Annotated in this window: 22 protein-coding genes; 3 read left to right on the forward strand and 19 right to left on the reverse strand. The window is 26.5% G+C overall.

The window, feature by feature from the left end; translation table 11 throughout:
* Positions 1–19: 19 nt before the first annotated feature.
* The 4 genes from BEE63_RS00200 to BEE63_RS22220 form a co-directional block, all read right to left on the reverse strand.
* Positions 20–2,740 carry an AAA family ATPase gene (locus tag BEE63_RS00200; protein ID WP_066019459.1) on the reverse strand — a complete coding sequence of 907 codons (2,721 nt, stop codon included), beginning with the start codon at positions 2,738–2,740 and terminating at the stop codon, positions 20–22.
* Entirely contained in the window at positions 2,730–3,368 is a 639-nt protein-coding gene (locus BEE63_RS00205; protein ID WP_066019460.1) for a hypothetical protein, read from the reverse strand. The genes BEE63_RS00200 and BEE63_RS00205 overlap by 11 nt, the downstream gene beginning before the upstream one ends.
* A complete protein-coding gene (locus tag BEE63_RS00210; RefSeq protein ID WP_066019461.1) occupies positions 3,349–4,950 on the reverse strand; it encodes a hypothetical protein in 1,602 nt (533 codons plus the stop codon). The genes BEE63_RS00205 and BEE63_RS00210 overlap by 20 nt, the downstream gene beginning before the upstream one ends.
* Before the next feature lie 170 nt (positions 4,951–5,120).
* Positions 5,121–5,252: a hypothetical protein gene (locus tag BEE63_RS22220; RefSeq protein ID WP_278286393.1), complete on the reverse strand. Its 132-nt coding sequence runs from the start codon at positions 5,250–5,252 to the stop codon at positions 5,121–5,123.
* A gap of 193 nt (positions 5,253–5,445) precedes the next feature.
* Here BEE63_RS22220 and BEE63_RS00215 point away from each other — a divergent pair, with 193 nt between their 5' ends.
* Positions 5,446–6,762, forward strand: coding sequence for a helix-turn-helix domain-containing protein (locus BEE63_RS00215; RefSeq protein ID WP_066019462.1), 1,317 nt, complete (start codon positions 5,446–5,448; stop codon positions 6,760–6,762).
* Positions 6,763–6,767: 5 nt separating this feature from the next.
* Complete coding sequence (locus BEE63_RS22225) at positions 6,768–6,890, forward strand: hypothetical protein (protein ID WP_278286394.1); 123 nt, start codon at positions 6,768–6,770, stop codon at positions 6,888–6,890.
* A gap of 115 nt (positions 6,891–7,005) precedes the next feature.
* Here the strand turns inward: BEE63_RS22225 and BEE63_RS00220 are convergent, their stop codons facing one another.
* The 7 genes from BEE63_RS00220 to BEE63_RS00250 all read right to left on the reverse strand — a co-directional run bounded on the left by BEE63_RS00220 (position 7,006) and on the right by BEE63_RS00250 (position 14,423).
* A complete protein-coding gene (locus BEE63_RS00220) occupies positions 7,006–7,797 on the reverse strand; it encodes a S1 RNA-binding domain-containing protein (RefSeq protein WP_066019463.1) in 792 nt (263 codons plus the stop codon).
* Positions 7,798–7,893: 96 nt separating this feature from the next.
* Entirely contained in the window at positions 7,894–9,852 is a 1,959-nt protein-coding gene (locus BEE63_RS00225; protein WP_242874622.1) for a VirD4-like conjugal transfer protein, CD1115 family, read from the reverse strand.
* A complete protein-coding gene (locus BEE63_RS00230; RefSeq protein ID WP_066019464.1) occupies positions 9,839–10,078 on the reverse strand; it encodes a hypothetical protein in 240 nt (79 codons plus the stop codon). The genes BEE63_RS00225 and BEE63_RS00230 overlap by 14 nt, the downstream gene beginning before the upstream one ends.
* Before the next feature lie 25 nt (positions 10,079–10,103).
* On the reverse strand, positions 10,104–10,601 hold the full coding sequence (locus tag BEE63_RS00235; RefSeq protein WP_066019465.1) for a DUF5697 family protein: 498 nt from the start codon (positions 10,599–10,601) through the stop codon (positions 10,104–10,106).
* Between the two features lie 23 nt (positions 10,602–10,624).
* Positions 10,625–12,826, reverse strand: coding sequence for a type IA DNA topoisomerase (locus BEE63_RS00240; protein WP_242874891.1), 2,202 nt, complete (start codon positions 12,824–12,826; stop codon positions 10,625–10,627).
* A gap of 90 nt (positions 12,827–12,916) precedes the next feature.
* Positions 12,917–13,540 carry a DUF3883 domain-containing protein gene (locus BEE63_RS00245; RefSeq protein WP_066019467.1) on the reverse strand — a complete coding sequence of 208 codons (624 nt, stop codon included), beginning with the start codon at positions 13,538–13,540 and terminating at the stop codon, positions 12,917–12,919.
* Positions 13,527–14,423, reverse strand: a complete 897-nt coding sequence (locus tag BEE63_RS00250) for a site-specific integrase (RefSeq protein WP_066019468.1) — start codon at positions 14,421–14,423, stop codon at positions 13,527–13,529. Before BEE63_RS00250 ends, BEE63_RS00245 begins: the two co-directional genes overlap by 14 nt.
* 537 nt (positions 14,424–14,960) lie before the next feature.
* On the opposite strand from BEE63_RS00250, the gene BEE63_RS21480 reads away from it, so the two are divergent.
* Positions 14,961–15,104 carry a hypothetical protein gene (locus BEE63_RS21480; RefSeq protein ID WP_157797081.1) on the forward strand — a complete coding sequence of 48 codons (144 nt, stop codon included), beginning with the start codon at positions 14,961–14,963 and terminating at the stop codon, positions 15,102–15,104.
* Positions 15,105–15,246: 142 nt separating this feature from the next.
* Here the strand turns inward: BEE63_RS21480 and BEE63_RS00255 are convergent, their stop codons facing one another.
* From BEE63_RS00255 to BEE63_RS21485, 8 genes are all read right to left on the reverse strand, one after another.
* The gene (locus BEE63_RS00255; RefSeq protein WP_066019469.1) at positions 15,247–16,167 is read right to left on the reverse strand and encodes a hypothetical protein; all 921 of its coding nucleotides are present in this window, start codon (positions 16,165–16,167) and stop codon (positions 15,247–15,249) included.
* A gap of 117 nt (positions 16,168–16,284) precedes the next feature.
* Positions 16,285–16,956: a hypothetical protein gene (locus BEE63_RS00260; RefSeq protein WP_066019470.1), complete on the reverse strand. Its 672-nt coding sequence runs from the start codon at positions 16,954–16,956 to the stop codon at positions 16,285–16,287.
* Positions 16,957–17,046: 90 nt separating this feature from the next.
* Positions 17,047–17,250: a hypothetical protein gene (locus tag BEE63_RS00265; RefSeq protein WP_066019471.1), complete on the reverse strand. Its 204-nt coding sequence runs from the start codon at positions 17,248–17,250 to the stop codon at positions 17,047–17,049.
* 13 nt (positions 17,251–17,263) lie between these two features.
* Entirely contained in the window at positions 17,264–17,473 is a 210-nt protein-coding gene (locus BEE63_RS00270) for a hypothetical protein (RefSeq protein ID WP_066019472.1), read from the reverse strand.
* A gap of 20 nt (positions 17,474–17,493) precedes the next feature.
* Positions 17,494–18,186 (reverse strand): DUF2786 domain-containing protein, encoded by a 693-nt coding sequence (locus BEE63_RS00275; protein WP_066019473.1) that lies wholly within the window; start codon positions 18,184–18,186, stop codon positions 17,494–17,496.
* Positions 18,187–18,242: 56 nt separating this feature from the next.
* On the reverse strand, positions 18,243–18,374 hold the full coding sequence (locus BEE63_RS22230) for a hypothetical protein (RefSeq protein ID WP_278326925.1): 132 nt from the start codon (positions 18,372–18,374) through the stop codon (positions 18,243–18,245).
* 15 nt (positions 18,375–18,389) lie between these two features.
* Positions 18,390–18,680 (reverse strand): hypothetical protein, encoded by a 291-nt coding sequence (locus tag BEE63_RS00280; RefSeq protein WP_066019474.1) that lies wholly within the window; start codon positions 18,678–18,680, stop codon positions 18,390–18,392.
* Positions 18,681–18,759: 79 nt separating this feature from the next.
* Positions 18,760–18,939, reverse strand: coding sequence for a hypothetical protein (locus BEE63_RS21485; RefSeq protein ID WP_207646927.1), 180 nt, complete (start codon positions 18,937–18,939; stop codon positions 18,760–18,762).
* Position 18,940 lies beyond the last annotated feature (1 nt).

Genomic DNA, 18,940 nt, shown 5'->3' on the forward strand with positions numbered 1-18,940 from the left:
TTTTTTATTAATAATTTATTTATTGGATTCTTATTTCAGGTCCCTCATCTCCATAACCAATAAATTCAAAAGTTTTAATTTTTCTTCCTCTCATTTTAATAGCCAATAATTGAGCAAAATTACTATCATGAGTAGATAAGACAATATTCGAATCGATTTTTTTAGAATCTAATATAGCTCTCAATAAATCTATAAATGACAAAATATTTATATCGTCCATACTTTGTATTGGATCATCCAAAAAAAACTGATTTAATTTACTAATCCTTTGATTAAGGGAAAGTCCCAAAAATATGCTTAATGATAAGGTATTAAGTTGTGCTAAACTAAAAATATGATCTAAGAATATGTTTTCACCATCTTTGTCCATTATATTTATCCATTTGCCTCCACCCTTTGCATCCCTATAATCAATTCCTATTCTTCTAAAAAAGGGATGAGGGTTAATCTTTTCATATATAAATTGAATTAATTGATTACTATTTAATCTTTTTTCTATCATTGTTCTTTGATATTCAATTGCATTAGTACTAATTATTTCAATATCTTTTTTACATTGATCAAATTTATTAAAGTCCTCTTTTAAGATATTTTCTTTTTTAGAGTATTTTATATATCCATCAAGCAATTCTCTATTTTCTTTCTTAAATTTATATGGTACTATTTTATTCAATATATTTATAATTCCATCTAATTCATTAATCTTTTTCTTTAAAATAGACATATTATTTTCCTCATCAGATTGCTCTAATGATTTTTTTATACTATTTAACTTTTCTATTAGCGCATCAATTGTAATGTCATATATCTTATATTTTTCGCCATAATTTTTTTTCATCCTCCCAAGTATAATTTTACTTTTTGCAATATCTATTTTTTTTATCTCCTGTTCATTAAAATCACTAAATTCTTTATTAAACACTTTCTTATAAATTCTTTTGTAATTATCTATTGATTCACTTATTTTACTATTACGATTATTAAGTACCTTAACATGTTTATCATTACACTCTATAATTTTTTGCAAATTTGATGTTACCTGATCAAATAGTACATTATACAAATCATTTATTACTTTATATTTATTTATCACTTTTTCAACTATTGCTTTACTATATTTTCCTTTTAAATATTTTAATATATTTTTCTTCTTATCTAAGTTATTCTGCAATGTTTTAATTTCCTTATTTGAACCAATTATTGTATCATCTATTATACATACTAATTTTTCTTTATTACTTAATTTATTATAATTCATACTATCATTTTTTTTATTAAATTTTGAAAAATCATTATTAAAGCATACAGGACAGTATTCTAAATTCTCATCCAATACATATTGTCTAACATTAGATAGTATACTTTCATACCTTTTACTTATTTCTGAACTTTCTTTTATTTTCTCTTCTTCAGCTTTAATAATATTACTTAAATTCTTAATATTACATACATATTTTCTGTTTCTTTTTAAAATTTTATGCCACTTGCCTAACTTTATCAATTCAAATAATTTTTCTAAATCATTACAGCTATTTGAATATTTTTTAAACAATGCTATAAATTTATAAGTAGTTTTACACTTATTTATAATTTCATCTAATGTTTTATCAGATATTTTATTATTTTTCATTGTTTTTTTAACATTTTCCCATTCAATGCTACATACTGTAACTTTCTCAAGATCTTCTCTTAATTTTTTTAGATTACTGTTATAATAATTAATTCTATTGTTATAACTAGATTTCATTAAGTCATTAATATTATTTTCTTGTAGAAACATAACATTTTTAATATATAAATTTAAATTCAATATTTTTTCTATTAAAAACTTATTAATTAGTAGTTCTAACCTTTTATCACATTTAATATTTTCACCTTTAAATTTATCTAATTTTACAGTACAATTGTTTACTTCATCTATAAAGTCACCTATATCATACGACTCAAATTTGTCTTCTTGTACTATTTGTTTGTCTATATACACATGATTTTTTTGAACATTGCTAATCTCAATAATAACTTTCTTAACTTTTATTTTATATTGTTCAAAGTTTCCCCATCCATTAGAACTAAATATATCATCTAGCTTCTTTTTCTTTGTATCTATATTTTCTAATTCTTTGCTCATTTTATTTACAACAATGGACAAATTTTTTATTTGAGACTTATCTACAATATTTTTAATGGTTTTTAGACCTAAAAGTTTTAAAAATTCTTCTGTTCTTTGTAATGGATCTTTAGCTCTTAATATTGCATTTATATTCTCTTGGCTTAAAAAATTAATATCAAATATATCTGACAAATTATTATCATTATAATTAAGTAAAATTTTTTTCAATTCCTTCGTATTTACACTATCTTCTGTCAAATTAGATTTGTATCCACTTTTATCAATTGAATCATACTTTGAACTCCTTCTTATCATACTTCCATCTTCAAAATAAATAGCAACTTCAACTATACGATTATTATCCTTTGGTGTTTTATTATGAAATTTCAAATAATTACTTTTCTTTAAATTTGTTGTCTTAACAATATCTTTTAAATCTTGTATTCTACTTAACCTATCAGTCATCCCCCACTCAATAGCATCAAAAAAACTAGTTTTGCCAAATCCATTATAACCACTTAATAGTATCAACTTATTATTCAAATCTTTGAATTTATAAAAACCTTCTAAATCATTTGGATTTTCACCATATCCTCTGAAATTTTTAATCCATACCTCCTTAATTCTCAAAATACTCACCTCCATCTAGCTTCTTATTTAATTCATCTACATTTGTTTTTACCTTGTCCAAGTATTTCTCTAAACTATTTAAATCATTTACATTTTTAATTTTTATAGAGTTTATATCATCTATTTTGGATATATTATTCCAAATGCCCTGTGGCGATAATTCTTCATTAACTGTGATAATTTCTTCTAATTTTTTAGATGGTTCAAGAATATCTATTAACTCTTGTATAATTTTAGTCTTATCCGAATTCTCTATTATTATTTTTCTAGCTATAAATTTATCCTTTTCTACTTTACTTATTTCTTCCTGCCTATACTTAGTATTTTTATCATCTAACAAATGAATTCCAACTATATACAACTCCCATAATATAGCCATCAAATTTATGTCACTAAAAATATTTTTTTTATCTTTGTCATTCAATTGTTTTTCAATTTTTTCAGAAGAAACATAATCCGATATAAAAATGCTATCATCTAATAAAGAATCTGGATACAATCCATTCAAGTTTTTAATAAAAAATATTCTTCCATTATAGTATATAACAATATATAATAATTCGTCCCCTATCTCAACTTCTTTAAATTTTATCCCTTTTTTATTTAACTCATTCTTTATATACTCCATTTTTATTTTTTTCCTCCTTACAATTAAAAAACATATTCAAGTTATCCTTTATTATATCCTCATCATCATCCACAACGACACAATTGTCGCATCTATAATCAATGTTTCTATATATGGTTTGCGTTTTATAAATCATGTCTTTATCAGCTCCAGCTATATTGTCTAAAAATTTAAAAGAATCCTTTGCCTTTTTTTCACATGGTTTACCTTTACGACTAAACTCGCCATTAAATACGACTATTGAATTCCTACTCAATTTATTTATATACGAGTTTCCGTACTCTTCCTTAAGATCATGCATTAACTTTTCCAAATCAGTTGAAATATTTCTATATTGACATGGGCACACCTTATACATATATTTTATAGTTCCTTTAATATCTATATTTTCAATTGTTTTATTACATTGTAAAAAATTTATATCTTCTACTTTTTTATTTTCATAAACAGATATAACTGTCAAGTGAAACATTAATTTATTAATAATATCGTTTGAAAATTTTTTATATGATAGTGCATACATTTTCGTAAAATTTTCACAAAAGTTTTTATCAGTAATTTTTCTTAAAAATTCTTGTTTTATCAAATTATGATTTTGAATTAATTCTTCTTTTTTACTTAGATTAGGATTTTCATTAATCAATTCATTAAATATTATTTCATCTTCATTAATTTGATCTATTATATTTTTTATCTTATTATTATTAAGCCATTGGAGTTGTTCTTCTTTATATGTATTAATGCATTCAATTAATTTATCAGTGGAAAATTTTTTCATATTTTCAAACTTTGGATTTTCCTCCAAAGCAGAATTTTCAACAATAATTCCTAAAAATTTATCTATCATTAGATTAACTATTTTTATATAATCATTTTCTTCTACATTTTTTCCAATTTTAGTACATATGTTTTGTAAATTTAATGTAATTTCTTTTTTTAATTTTAATATTGAATCCGGTTTGCTATAATCATTTCTAAATTCAAAATTTAATTTTGTTGCAAATTCATTGTAATCAACATTTTCATCTACATATGCATATTTTTTGTATAATTTCATATCAAAATTATCTTTAAATATAGCTTCTTCTAACTTGTTTATATAATATGGTTCCTTGCCATTTTTTATATTGTACTTATCATTAATACTCTTTTTATACTTTTCATAATAACTACTAAATGAATTAACATTTGATTTACAGTGTCTTAAAATACATTTTTTTATATAAATTATTTTCTGCTTTTCATCTAATCCGCCATTTATCCATTTTCTAAAAAAATCCCTATCTTTTTTAGTAGATGTTACATTTGTAGATAAAGTTAACTTACTATCATCTGATGAATATCTATAAAAATTGTAAATCGTTTTGATAATATCTTTATTATACATACCAATATTTAACTTATGGAATTTGGCTTCAATTGACTGTTTTTCATTTTTGTATTTGATTACTCTTACATCCGCACCAGTTTCAATACCTATTTCCTTTATTTCATCTATATTAGATGTCAACTCTTTACATGCTAATAAGATTTGGTAATAATAGCCTGCTATAGAACCACTAACATCAGTTGATTTACACATTTAGCATTCACCTCTTTATACAATTAAATATATTAGCTGTAAAATTTTACACCATAAAACAATATATTCAACATATAATTATAATATCCTCCTAATAAAGACGAATTAATACTTATTTTACTTGTATTATATTTCAAATATTACTTGTTTTAATATAAAATAAGTTTCTATTATCCTTCAACAACTACTAATATAGATATCACAATTTGATTTATAATCAATTCCTTCATTTCCCAGCCATCCCAAAATTTCATTTTAAATAAAATAGTCATATTTCCTCTTGTAATCCCAACATCTTTCATCTTATAATTTGTTCCACGTAGTAGCTGCTACATTTGTAAGCTGATTTTTGTAACATTATTACTGAATCAATAGATCCATTACTTTCTATATTAAATGTGATTTTTCAATATTTACATAAAATTGTTAACATATTAACCAATTAGTGGTATGATGTAAGTAATAAAAATTACTTATAGGTGGGGAGTTTTAAGTATGGGAAGTTATGAGATACTGTCTATTGGTACAAAACTTAAAAACTTAAGAGAAAAATATAATGTAAATCAGGAAGACATATCAGGTAAAGAAATAACTAGAAATCTTATAAGTCAAATAGAACATGATAAAGCAAATTTGACTAAAAATGCTGCTGAAATTATATTAAAAAACTTAAAGATAATTTGTGATAAAAGACATATTTCTGTTGATGAAGATATAGAATACTTAATGGAAGATGAAAAATCTCAGGCTAATAAAATACTTGATAAATACATAAAAGAACTTAAGGATTTAAGCATATATAAAGATAATGCATTTGACAATAAGTTATCCGAAGTAGAAAGTTTTTTGATAAATTGGGATATTAAAGATAAAAAAATTTCTATCTTTGAATTGGCAGGCGATTATTATTGTGCTATAAACAACCTTGAAAAAAGTTTATTATACTATGAAAAAGCTAGAACTTTAATTGATATAAATAACTATACTGATAATTTTGTATCAATTTTAAGAAAATTATCAATGATATACTTTTATATGGATAAGTATGAAGATAATATAAAATGTTGTAATTTTGCAATAAAAAATTTTAAAAATATGAGTAAAGATTATTATTGCATATTTATTTACAACAGTGCTCTTTGCTATATCAAGTTAAAAAATTACTCTATAGCACTTAAAAGATTTATTAAAATTGAAAATATAGTAAAAGAAATAAATATTGAAAAATACTACTCCGTACTAAATCAAGAAGCTTGTTGCTTTGGAGAAATGCATGAATATGAAAAAAGTTTAGAACTAAACAATTATATACTTGCAAATATAAATAAAACTAATTATCAAAGTTATCTAGTAGCATTAATTAACTTAACATATAATTACATAGATATTAATAACAACATAGAAGCAAAAAAAGTTTTAAATACTATAGATGAAACCATAAACAACTTAACTCATGATAGTAAATATTTACCTGATACATACTTTGAAATAGGAAAAATATATAAACGATTAAATGAAACAGAAAAAGCTGAAAATTTTTATTGTACAGCCTTAACCTATGCCAAAAAACTTAACCGTAATTCTCTAGTAAAAGATATACTATTAAATCTAATGGATACATGCAAGTTTTCAAAAGATAATAGAAAAGTTATAACCATAAAAAATGAATTTTTTATACTTTCAGGAAAAATAGGGAAAGTAATTGAACCTCTTGAAGATAAGTTAATAGAATTTTATTTAGATACAGAAGATATACAATCGCTCAAAGAACTATATGCTTTTAAAAAAAGACTTTCATTAAAAAGGATGTGATAACTATGTTTTTTAAAAGACATAAGACACTTTTATCATTATTAATTTTAGTTTTATTTGTAGTTATAACTATATCTCTAAATACTGGTTCATCACTATTATCATATTTTCCTGATATACCATGGTAAAAAAGATAATGTTACTCTTCTGAATTATTAAAATTTCTATTTATTTGTCTCTTTATTTCTACATAAGAGTGCCAGGTAATCAGTTACTTAATATTACCTGGCTAATTCTATATTATTATATAGTTCTTATTATATTGGCATCAATTTTTCTTTCTTTATAATCAATATTTTTAATTCTAACTACATATTTTTCACCGATATTGGGAGTAAAGTTTGTCCAGTTAGGGAAAGGACAAAGACAGTCTACGCCTTTTCTAATGTTAAAGAATACTCCGTATTCCTGAATACCTGTAACTATTCCTAAATATTCTCCACCTTTAGTTATTGATTTTATCAGCTGCTCATATGGATCTTCCTTTGCTTCCTTAATTGAAACCTTTATTTTATCCTTTTCTAAATCAAGTTCTTTTATAACAGCCTGTACCTTTGTACCTATCCTAACAAATTTACTTATATCATCTATATATCCGTAGTCTATTTCATCTATAGGTACCTTAGTTTCTAATCCATAGCAGTCAACACGACAGTTATCCCTGCCAACTGATGTAATTCTTACAGAAATTTTATCTCCTACCTTATGCTTTTTTAATTCCAGTGATTTTCTAAGCTCCATAGCTTCAGTTCGTGATGCAGCTGCAACCTTATTTTTTTCATCAATTTCTTTGACTATAAAATCAATTTCTGCACCTATCATACTTCTTACAATCTTTTTATCTTCCCTTGATATGCTCATATGTTTTAAAGGTATAAGTACCTTAAATACATCATAGAAAACCACAGCACAATCAATTTCTTTTCCATCTGCATTTTTAAAAGTCTCCACAGCTGATAAAGTTCCTGTAAGTATCTTTCTACTCTGACGTGATGCCATAATATCATAAGCTTTTGGATTAATATTTGTTAACATAAAAAACATCTCCTTAAAATTTTAATATTTTATTTTTCTATATAAAAATAATCCCTTAAATAAGGGACATTAATATTTGTATTTAATAAATCACATCTACCAGAAATCAGATTTTCTAGTTGTCTTATTTTTAGTATTTTTGATATTTGAACTACTTTTGCTATTACTAAATGAATGCTTTGTATTTTTACTTTCTTTTACTTGAAATTCTTTAGCAGCAGAATTACTATTTTCTAAATTATTACTACTTTCACTGGTCTTATCTTTAACTTCCTTTGCCAGTGATTTTTTATTAGTTTCATTAAAATACTCCTGTGTCCAGTCTGGTTTATAATCACTTACCTTTATAGGTCTCATAAACTTTGAAAGCCTGTGCTTTGTGTAATCCATCTTGTCTAGTATTAAGGGTTTCTGACCTCTTAAAATAAGTATTTCCTTTTCGTTAGGAAGTCTTAATATTTCATCTGGATTCATGAGATTTCGCTTAACAGCTCTATTAGTTATTTTTCCAAAATCAATCATACCCTCAAAACCTGCTGATTTACTTAAACTAACATCATTTACCGTAGCAGTACCTAAAAGCTTTGATACAAACTCTGCTGTAATTATGTCCGTAGCTCCTAAAAATAATCTGCTGTCACAGTTCCCTATAATTTCGGACCAGCCGTTGTTAGGATACCTATTTTGTAATTGTGCTATATTCTGAAATATTACACAGCTTGAAATTCCCCTTGAACGCATAGTTGATATTTTCTTTGTAAAATCAGGAATAGCACCGATATTAGGGAACTCGTCTAATATGAAATATACATCTTTCTGCCCTTCCTTCACTTCATAATCAGCATATTTAACAAGCTTTATAAAAAGGAACGAAAAAAATAACCCTGCTATAAAATCAAATGTTGATTCCATATCAGAGGTTATGCAGAAGTATGCACACTTTTCTTTTTTAGGCATCGTTAAATCAATATCACTTGTAGAAGTTAAATCCTGCACTAATTTATTTTGAAATACCTGAAGCTTTGAGCCAAGACCTATGACAACTCCTGTTCTTACATTCTCACTAGCCTGTGAATATATATTGTACGGCATTTTAGCTGCATGTGATGGAGGTAAAGCTCTAAATACTGCATCTATGGTTGAAGGATCATTTAAAGCAAGCATTGAATAAACTGCCGATAAATTTCTCTCTTCCTCTGGATTTTCCTTAACTACATATAGAACTAAAGCTTTAAGTAAATTCATTTCTGTTTTGTCCCAGAATTCATCCTGTCTTGCTCCCGGTGCTTTTGTATTTGCCATAACAGTTTCGGCAAAACTTTGAGCTGAAATATCGTCTGTTATTTCATTTAATGGATTCCATCTATCGGAATTTACCATATTGACTAAGTTTAAAGCTTTAACATTGTAACCTTTATCCTTTAAAAACTGAGACATGGATTCAAAAATTTCAGCCTTAGGATCTGTTAAAATCATAGACTCACCAAGTTCAGCTATCTGCATTATATTAGGTCTTACAAAGCTTCTACTTTTCATGCTGCCAGAAGCTCCAAACACAGCTATATTTTTATTAAAGAAAGTGTCCGGCGGCAGAGTAACCATTTTATTTTTAATACCGTCTTTTATAGTTCCAAATACCATACCATTTTCAGTTCCAACACCGAGTACCTTTTTTGTTTTTTCATTATCCATCCAGTTAGCGGTTCCCTGCGTTCCATTATCTTTTAAATAATTTACACCATTCTGCTCCTCTCCTGTTTCCATATTTCTAAATAAGAAATACAGTATAACAAGAATAATTGTAAACAGTAAAAATCCCAATAAAAAGCCTTTACGTACTGTACAGTCACTTATAATCATACTGAAGCTTTCAAGTGGATTTTTATACATATCTCCTATTGCTGATAAATCAATTGTAGAACTATTCATTATTCCTGCTCTATTTAGCTGCTGCTTTAATACAACTAGTGGGGTTAATAAATATATACATGCTATAAAATACAATGGAAATACATATAATAGTAGTTTATAATTATGTTTTTCATGCATTTGCATTTATGAGCATCTCCTTTCTTTCTATTTTAAATTCAGAAAGTGCAAAACTTGCCTTACTGAAACATTCCCTAAATCCAAGTCTTTGTGCAACTCCTAAAAAGAAACATTCATATTCTTTTATTATTAAAAAGTTATCTTTAACTTCTCCCCTATTTTTAACTACAACATCCCCAATATGGGGCATCTTATCTATTATTTCCGAATCACTGTATCTAAAAAATGCCATGTTCTTTCGTCTCCTATCTTTTAATTTATAAAAAAATAACCGCACCATCTTTTACTGTGCAGTACTTTACTTTTTCATTTATTTTTATTTTTTCAATCTGATCCTCATTATCTATAACAATTATTATTCTTTCAGCGGTACTTCTATTTATTGCTGCCGAATATATAAGCTCCTCACCACTTTCTATAACTGCCACATCAAAAACTTTACCATTCCTGAAAAACGACATTTCAAATGGAAACTTATTAAGTGTACACCATTCTATAGATATTTCTTTATCAGCACTAATTAAATATATATATATATCAATGGCTTTAAGAATCTTTCTATTTACTTCTCTAATGCCTATAGGTACATAAATGTTATCCTGTATTACTTTTAACTTTCTCTGTCTTATAAGAGTTTTAATCTGCTTGTCTAAATCAGATATTTTATTAAGTTTTTTTATCTGATCGTACGTCATGCAGCCAAATTTATTGATGCTTTCAAGTATCTTTTCTTGTTTTGAATTTATATAATACATTTTATCTCCAACCTTTCTATTCTCTATGCTTTTATTGCAATTACTTTATAGTGTTCATTATCTTTTTCTTTTATAAGTTTTAATTTTGCAGTGTATGTACTGCCATCTTTTTTTCTGCATGTTATCTTACCTGTAATTCCACCATTCAATAATATTCTTGCTATACTTGGAGTAATTTTAGCACCATAGGCATTCTTCCATATAACAAACTTACAACCATTAACATAATTAGAACATCCATATCCTTTTTTACCTTCCATAATCTGACCATCCGAACATTCAGGACACTTCCCAAATATATTACAACCTATAATTTCTCTTTTAGTGGTTTTTAATTCTTCAGTCATACTTACTGCTGCATTCATACTTTCCTTAAAAAAATCTTCAGATGAAAGTTTCCCTTTTTCCACCAGTGATAATTTATATTCCCATTCACCAGTAAAATCAGGGGATTTAATTTTTTCTATTGGAAGTTTTTCAATAAGCTTTATACCTTTTTCTGTAGGTATTAAATATCTATCTTTTCTAGTTATATAATCACTGGATATAAGCTTTTCTATAATATCAGCTCTAGTTGCAGGAGTACCTATACCATGCTCCCTTAAGGCTTCCCTAAGTTCTTCTTTAACCACTTTCTTACCGCAGGTTTCCATGTTCCTCAATATACTTCTTTCTGTAAATCTAGCCGGTGCTCTACTTGTCTTTTGAACTATATTAATTTCTCTTATTTCTATTTCATCATCCACATTAACCTCTAAATCAGTGGACATATTAGCCGTATTTTCTTCATTATCACTCTCCTCTTCATCATCAAATTCAATATTATCAAGCTTCTTTTCTGCCTTTCTCCATCCATCCTCTATAAGCTTCCTGCTTCTAGCAACAAATGTTTCCTCTCTAATTTCAAGTAGGATCTTCTTGTTGCTATATACTGCATCACCCATAAAAACCTTTAAAATACTTCTTGCAACAAGACCATATACCATTATCTCTTTTTCGTTTAAATCCTCTGTAGCAATTTTATAAGTTGGTATAATAGCATAGTGACTATTCACTTTACTATCATCAAATACTCTGTTATTTTCCAGTATTAAATGAGTTAACACATTATTTTTTAAATCATTATATACACAAGGTAAACTCTTTATGAGCTTTTCAATTTCAACCTTTTTAGATTTAGGAAGATACCTTGAATCTGTCCTTGGATAAGTAAGCAGCTGCTCTTGATAAAGTTTTTGTGCTATTTTAAGAGTTTCTTTTGCCGTAAGTCCATACTTTATATTGGCATCCATCTGTAAACTTGTAAGATCATAAAGAAGTGGCGGTCTTTTTTTAGTTTCATTATCAGCAAAATCTAATACTTTACCTTTTAAGCCTTTAACTGATTTAACTATTTCCTCTGATTCTTCCTTATCAGAGAGTTTATTACCATCCTCATTAAACCATGTAGAAACAAATTCTTTATTATCTTTGGTCCTGCATAAAGCCTCAATAACATAATAAGTTTCTTTTTTAAACTTCCTTACTTCTATTTCTTTCTCAACTATCATATAAAGTACTGCTGTCTGAACTCTTCCTATGGGAAACATATTCTTACTTGTACCATATTTAAGAGTACCTACAGCAGTGAGGTTTATTCCGACAAGCCAGTCTGCTATGCTTCTACATCTTGCAGCTCTAGTAAGATTAATATATTTATCATTGCTTTTTAGCTCATGCAGTGCATTAATAACTTCTTCTTTTGTATAAGAATTAAGCCACAATCTCATACAAGGCTTTTTCGTTTTACTTAAACTTCTTACCCAATCAAATATAAGCTGCCCTTCCCTGTCACTGTCTGTAGCATTAATAATCATTTCTGCTTTAGTATCATTGAATAATTTTTTAATCACTTGAAACTGCTTTCTTACATTCAAGTCTTTTTTAATTCGTATCTGAAAATGTTCAGGAACAAAAGGAAAGTTTTCTTCTTTCCATACCTTATACTTTTGATTGTATTCTTTAGCTGACTTAAGCTCTGCCATATGTCCAAAACCCCATGTGATTAAGTATTCTTTTTCTTCAAATACACACCTAAGAAAGCCTCTTTCATTTTCATAAGCAGTTAGTTTTTTCTTAAATTCAGAGTTAAAAAGAATATCAAGTGTAAGCTCTATATCATTAATAAAGCACTTACCAAGTATAGCTACAAGCTTTTCGGCTATATCCGGTTTCTCTGCATACATGACAATCAATTTAATCACCCCCACGTAAAAAAGGCCGCCTAAATCAATTAGACGACTTTTATGTTTTAAGCAATAATAACTTTAGATTGATCAATAAAGGAGTAATTCTAAGTTTTTTATTAAATCATCTTTAAGTTTTATTCTAAATTCTTCAGTTGTAATTTCATACATTTTTGAATCTAATGATCTTAATATATAATTCTTATTAAGATTAAGAATATCTACAGGATTATTTAATATATATACTTTAGTTTTTTCAGTATCTTTTATAATAACCCAATATATAAAGTAATTGTTCATATTCTCAATAGCTTTTTTTAGCTCATTTATACTAATAAAAAAAGGATATTTTTCATCAATTGTAGTTTTAACCTCTATCATTTTAAAACTTTTTTCTACTCTAACAAGAAAATCATAACCAGCATAATCTGGCTGTTTTTTAACATTTTTTTCACCATAAATTTTAATTAATAAATTTTTTACGAATTCTTCTCCTTCATTACCTCTTAATTTATTTTCTTTAATCCAATTATCACTTGGAAACTCATTCTCAAGAAAGTTAACATTATCTTTATGTTCATATAAACTGTTATTTTGAAAGTTATTATTAATAGCACATTTCTTGGTCTCAAATATTCTAGGCTTAAACCCTTTAATTTGCGACTTTGGCAAAAAATCCATTAATGATACCGCTTTTATATTATTTTCTTTCATCTAAATCACCACATTTTCTACATACAATCCAATGATTACCGCCATTATAATATTGTTTTACACACCAATTTTCAGCTATAGCTTCATACTTTTTACCACACTCAGGGCATGTTATGAACGCAAAATCTCTAGTCTTAGTAATATCTATATATTTAAAATTTTCAACCATATTTTTTTCTCTTAACTCTTTTTTTATTTCTTTTATCAGCTCATCAACATTAAATCCTTTTTGTAATCTTTCTGCAAGTGAAATTAAATGAGATGGAATTTTAATCTTTTTATTTTTTAAGATAATTTCTCTATTTTCTTTATCAAATGAATATTTCTTTAACATTTTTAACTCATTTAAATTCATTATGTCATAATAAACCATTTCAAATAGAAATAATTTTGCAGGTTGAGTATAATATTGTTGCCTATAAAATTCTATTTGATCACTTCTTAATGCAACCGCCTGATTATCCTTATCATTATCAATTTCATTTTTAGTTGAACGAATTTTAAATTCTAATTTTATTTTTAGTTTACTTTTATGGAAATCGAAAAAATCTTTAATGTAGGAAACTCTATTATTAAATGAAGTAGCTTTATCTCTATCTATAAATTTGTAAAAATAATCATCAATATTTTCTTGAGTTATATCCTCTAATTTTTTATTTATTATTGGTCTATAAGTTAAAAAATCAACTATCTTGCTTCTATAATTTCTATATGAACTTAACTTTAATTTATTATTTTTAAAAAAATGATTATGATATTCAAGGTAAAGATTACGATTATGCTCATTTATTTTTCTGAATTTTTTAATTAATCTTTCACTGATAATCGGTTTGTCATCTATTCTTTGTACCATCCATTGATTATATATTTCTTCCCAATTCATATTATCGCCCTCTTCTTATAAATTTAGTATAAAAACAAATTATCAAATCTATAATAATTTATAAGTTTTTAAGTTTATTTTAAATCTACATGTATTATTATATAAATAAAGTTGCTGAGTTTTAGGTTATTATATAAAATTTAAATTAGAATGCACTTATTGGGCTTGACGCATTTTAGTTTTTTTGAGTTTTTCTTTTCTGCCGTAATTTCAGTTTCAAAATTAACAACACCTTTTATGCTTGTCTTATTTTTAACGGAAATTTATCAAAACATAAATAATTAAATAATTATAATTCACTCTACAAATTAGGATTTGTTTTTTCTAATTCATATAAAATAGTTCTCTTAATTACTGTAATATGAGCCCCTAGTTTCAAATATTGATTTTATCACTAACTACATATATAATAATCTTGTGATAGTAATGCCAGTTAATGCATTACTTGGAATTATATTTTCTTGTTGTTCCGTCCTCTATGCTACCAGCCCAAAAAGAAACTTTACATTTAGATTTATCTTTTCAGGAGGTACGTTTATGTCAATAATTGAACTATTTAAAAACATTTTGGTAGGTGCAGGTGCGTGTAGGCTTTGCATAGAACTATTAAATGAGGAACAAAGGCAAGTAATGTTTGGACACCGGGGGGGCAATTCCCCTCAAGCCTATCCTTCAAAATAAATTTGTATTTTTACTTTTCCTATAAGTGATACGCTGAAAGTTGTCTACTTGTTAGTATGAAAAAATTACTATTTATAACACTCAACCTTAAATTAGTATTTGTTAACTTAAAATATTATGTCATTCACAATATAAAACTCTTTTATCGTGGGTGTTTTTCCATTATTCTTTTTTCTTCTCTTTTCCATTCTTTTTCATATAATTCTTTATATTCATATGTGCCACCACTCGCATATTTTCTCATTAAACCCACTTCAAACAGACCATCCCAGCGAACATGTATATGTTCATATTTATGATAATTTAGTTCATCTGTACATAGTGGTAGAACTGCTTTTTTATCGTTTGCTTTCATTAAATAATATGGGTATTGGTACTCTAAAACAATATTATTCTGTTCAATTTTCTCCGAATTTTTATCCCAACACATCAGCAAAAACTGTACACTATTAAATCTAAATAAATATGAAATTTTCAAATCAGGAAATTCCTGTTTTTCTACATTTTCATTAAGAAAAACCTGACCTGTTTCGTAATCTATATTTCTTATTGTACTATTAGAATAAAAGAAAGGATCTTTGCACCATCTCAATTTCTGATTTCCAAACATTGCATCAGTAATAGGAGATACATTAATCGCCAATCCACATAATACTGTTATATTTTCCTTCGGAAGATTATCGCATATGTTCATAAGGTAATGAAGTATTTCTTGATCAAAAAACGAGCAATCTTCTTTATTGGAACGCATATCATTAAATGCATATTTTAATAACATCTTCTGAATCATCACATAGTCATATTCAATTTCAACAGTATCATTTTCGCTATATTTTTTAGTGAAATACTTGCTGATAATTTTTTTGGCGTAACTATCAATATAAGATATTCTATTATTATTACAATCTGCACAAACATCCTTGATCATAGGATCTGCCTCGTAAATAGCATGTCTCGCATCATCAAATGTTATATAGCATTCTGGAAACAAATCGAGAATTGCACATGAAATAATATGTTCTTTAGTTCCTTTTGCGTTTCTTCCACAATATGCACATTTCATATATATTAAAGCCCCTTTCAATATGATCTACAAATTACTATTTACCTGTGTACTATATAATTTTTCATCTATATTATACCATATTTACAATTCTTTTTATCTAATCTGCTTTATTTTTTATTTAGACATCTCCTGAACCTTATCAAGCTCTTTACTGTTGTCTTTGTAAATATTAATTAAATCTTTGTAATCTTCTTCAGCAGCATCAATTTCAGGCGAATTATTACCCTTTAATTTCTCATCTATATAATTTATTTCATGATTTAATCCATCAATAAATACCTGGTACTCCTTTATAACATTGTTCTTATAATTATTAGTTTCTGTAGAAGAATTCACACCTTGAAGCTTTCCTAATTCATTACTGCTCTTTTTCTTATAATCCTGTAAATCATCAAGGTAATCATTTATTCCTAAATCTTTTTTATTGAAAGAATCAGTTTTCTTATTTTTCTCAACGACTCTATTCATGATTTTGGTTTCATATGGATTTAATTTATTAACACTGTCTTTAATATACTGTTTATTTACTACATCTGGACTTGCTATTTCCACTGAATTAAGGTGTTTTAGATTCTCCCTACTAACACTTTTACTATGCGCATACATAATTATTGATACAATAACAAACATAATACAAATACCAATGAAGCCAGCAGTTAAGATTTTCTTATTTCTAAATTTATTACCGGTGAAAAATTTATGTTCATCTCCTTCTGATCCCCCGATATCTATTTTAGGTATTTTCCTTTCTTTAGTTTTTTCTTCTTCGATTTCATCATCAAACATATTATATTTCTCCTCTCAAATTTCAAAAATTCTTTACATAAAAAAAGCAGCTACTTAAATTAATAAGTAACTGCCTTTGACAATTTCTATTTATTTTATTAAAAATTTATTTCTTTCTTTTTCACTCAATTGATATGGCTTAACACCTTTTTTCTTACTGTATTCTATTAAACCTCTTAAATTAAATTTAGGCACTGTTGCATCTGGATCTGTAAAACATCCTTTGCCTGTTTCATTATATACTATTTCATCTATATCTATAGATGGATCTATTTTCTTAGAACATAATTCCATTATAAATCCCTCCTTATTCGTATCTATTTAAAATAAACATGGCTGCCTCGGTATCAATAAACATTCTTCTATTAAAACCAGTTGGTACAGCGTGAAATGCTTCTTCATAATATTTAATTAAATTAGTTTTGGCATCTAAATAAACAAATCCTCCATACTTGCGTTTAAAGCTTTCTTCACAGGCTATTGCAAATAACAAGTTTATTATTTCAATATTAACCAAATTCCAAAATAAAAATTATTCTATCTTCCTATATGAATAACATCTTCCTTTTCACCTTCAGTAATTCTATCTGACACACTAAATTTCTTGCCATCCTCACAGCCTTTATAATAAACATCACTGTGTCCTTTATATTTAGTGCTCATATTCACCTTCTTATTAAACTTTATTTTCTCATGTGCCTCAACAACTTCTTTATCTTTAACCAGTACAAGTCCCCATTCCTGATTATTTCTTTTCTGTTCCTCAAACTTCTCTTGAAGTCCATATATAAAACCTAAAGCATAATCATTTTCAATACCTCTAGTCCTATATCCATTCTTTGAATACTGATATTTTAATTTTTTGACTACACTATATATGGAATCTACCGCATAATTTAAAACTAAATTACAGACTATAACATCCTCTTCTCTACCAAAGAAAACTATAGTATTAGTTCCTCTTGTTTTAAAGTAACGATAGCATCCAAAATTATCTGAAATAACTCCTGCAAGTTGAGCTTTCCATTTAGCTTTAGTAAATGTAACGTCCGTAGTCTTTTCTTGTATTTTACTATTATATCTCTTATATTCTTTTACTTCTTTAATTGACAATTTATATTTTGCAAGAAGTTCTTGAGCCTTAAGCATAGCAACTTCTGCTTCATGTTCGTTACTACTTTCACTCAAACTCAAAAGTTTCTGTATTTTTTCAATTATTTTAGTGTCCATATTGCCCTCCTATAAAAAAAGCGACTATCTTCTCAATTTTATACCGATAGCCGCTTTTATATTAACATATTCTCTTTTTTTATCCTATACATAATCTTATATTTTGCTTTAATAAGCAGCCAACCTAATAATAATTTTAGCCAGCTGCTTTCTATACTTTTATATTTTCCTTTAAAACTATCTCTCATATTTTTGCTATAAAACTAAATTCTTATTTTTAAATATCCTAAATGGTTATTAGAAGCATTATTTATCCAATACTTTCTAACCAATGCATAGGCATCATATCTACTTGCAAATTTTCCTTTATGCTTTTTTCCCATAACTGAATACTCAATATCAAGTTCATAACTTTTATCAGTAATAATTTGTTTAAACGGTGCTAATGTAGCTACTTTGCAAATAACTATTTCATCATCTTCTTTTATAACAAACCATTCATAATATCCAAATGAACATTCTTCATAAAACGGGATATCACTTTTAGTCAACATATGTTTACCTCCAAAATAAAAAAGATCAGCTTATTAAAAGTTAACCCTCATTACCATTTTTATTATTCATCCTCTACCTTTAAGCTCCACAATTCTTTTTAAAATATTTTTCTGCTTCCTCTGGTGTATCAAATATCATAGGTAAAGAATAAATTACCGTGTCTGCTCGATACCTTTTTAAGTAGATTATATTATCACCTTTTTCATAGTAATATCGGTTAATATAATTAGGATACAGCTTTTCTCTTACCATTTTCATT

It is taken from the genome of Clostridium pasteurianum (assembly GCF_001705235.1).
GTDB classification, from domain to species: Bacteria; Bacillota; Clostridia; order Clostridiales; family Clostridiaceae; genus Clostridium_S; species Clostridium_S pasteurianum_A.

Bases quoted from the DNA above. Each gene is read 5' to 3' on its own strand.
- BEE63_RS00245 (WP_066019467.1), bottom strand. From the start codon at position 13,540: ATGAAAGAAAATAATATAAAAGCGGTATCATTAATGGATTTTTTGCCA.
- BEE63_RS00255 (WP_066019469.1), bottom strand. From the start codon at position 16,167: ATGAAATGTGCATATTGTGGAAGAAACGCAAAAGGAACTAAAGAACAT.
- BEE63_RS00205 (WP_066019460.1), bottom strand. From the start codon at position 3,368: ATGGAGTATATAAAGAATGAGTTAAATAAAAAAGGGATAAAATTTAAA.
- BEE63_RS21480 (WP_157797081.1), top strand. From the start codon at position 14,961: ATGTCAATAATTGAACTATTTAAAAACATTTTGGTAGGTGCAGGTGCG.
- BEE63_RS00235 (WP_066019465.1), bottom strand. From the start codon at position 10,601: ATGTATTATATAAATTCAAAACAAGAAAAGATACTTGAAAGCATCAAT.
- BEE63_RS22230 (WP_278326925.1), bottom strand. From the start codon at position 18,374: ATGAGAGATAGTTTTAAAGGAAAATATAAAAGTATAGAAAGCAGCTGG.
- BEE63_RS00230 (WP_066019464.1), bottom strand. From the start codon at position 10,078: ATGGCATTTTTTAGATACAGTGATTCGGAAATAATAGATAAGATGCCC.
- BEE63_RS00250 (WP_066019468.1), bottom strand. From the start codon at position 14,423: ATGAATTGGGAAGAAATATATAATCAATGGATGGTACAAAGAATAGAT.
- BEE63_RS00265 (WP_066019471.1), bottom strand. From the start codon at position 17,250: ATGGAATTATGTTCTAAGAAAATAGATCCATCTATAGATATAGATGAA.
- BEE63_RS22220 (WP_278286393.1), bottom strand. From the start codon at position 5,252: ATGAAAGATGTTGGGATTACAAGAGGAAATATGACTATTTTATTTAAA.
- BEE63_RS00260 (WP_066019470.1), bottom strand. From the start codon at position 16,956: ATGTTTGATGATGAAATCGAAGAAGAAAAAACTAAAGAAAGGAAAATA.
- BEE63_RS00240 (WP_242874891.1), bottom strand. From the start codon at position 12,826: ATGTATGCAGAGAAACCGGATATAGCCGAAAAGCTTGTAGCTATACTT.
- BEE63_RS00275 (WP_066019473.1), bottom strand. From the start codon at position 18,186: ATGGACACTAAAATAATTGAAAAAATACAGAAACTTTTGAGTTTGAGT.
- BEE63_RS22225 (WP_278286394.1), top strand. From the start codon at position 6,768: ATGTTTTTTAAAAGACATAAGACACTTTTATCATTATTAATTTTAGTT.
- BEE63_RS21485 (WP_207646927.1), bottom strand. From the start codon at position 18,939: ATGAAAATGGTAAGAGAAAAGCTGTATCCTAATTATATTAACCGATAT.
- BEE63_RS00280 (WP_066019474.1), bottom strand. From the start codon at position 18,680: ATGTTGACTAAAAGTGATATCCCGTTTTATGAAGAATGTTCATTTGGA.
- BEE63_RS00210 (WP_066019461.1), bottom strand. From the start codon at position 4,950: ATGTGTAAATCAACTGATGTTAGTGGTTCTATAGCAGGCTATTATTAC.
- BEE63_RS00215 (WP_066019462.1), top strand. From the start codon at position 5,446: ATGGGAAGTTATGAGATACTGTCTATTGGTACAAAACTTAAAAACTTA.
- BEE63_RS00220 (WP_066019463.1), bottom strand. From the start codon at position 7,797: ATGTTAACAAATATTAATCCAAAAGCTTATGATATTATGGCATCACGT.
- BEE63_RS00225 (WP_242874622.1), bottom strand. From the start codon at position 9,852: ATGCAAATGCATGAAAAACATAATTATAAACTACTATTATATGTATTT.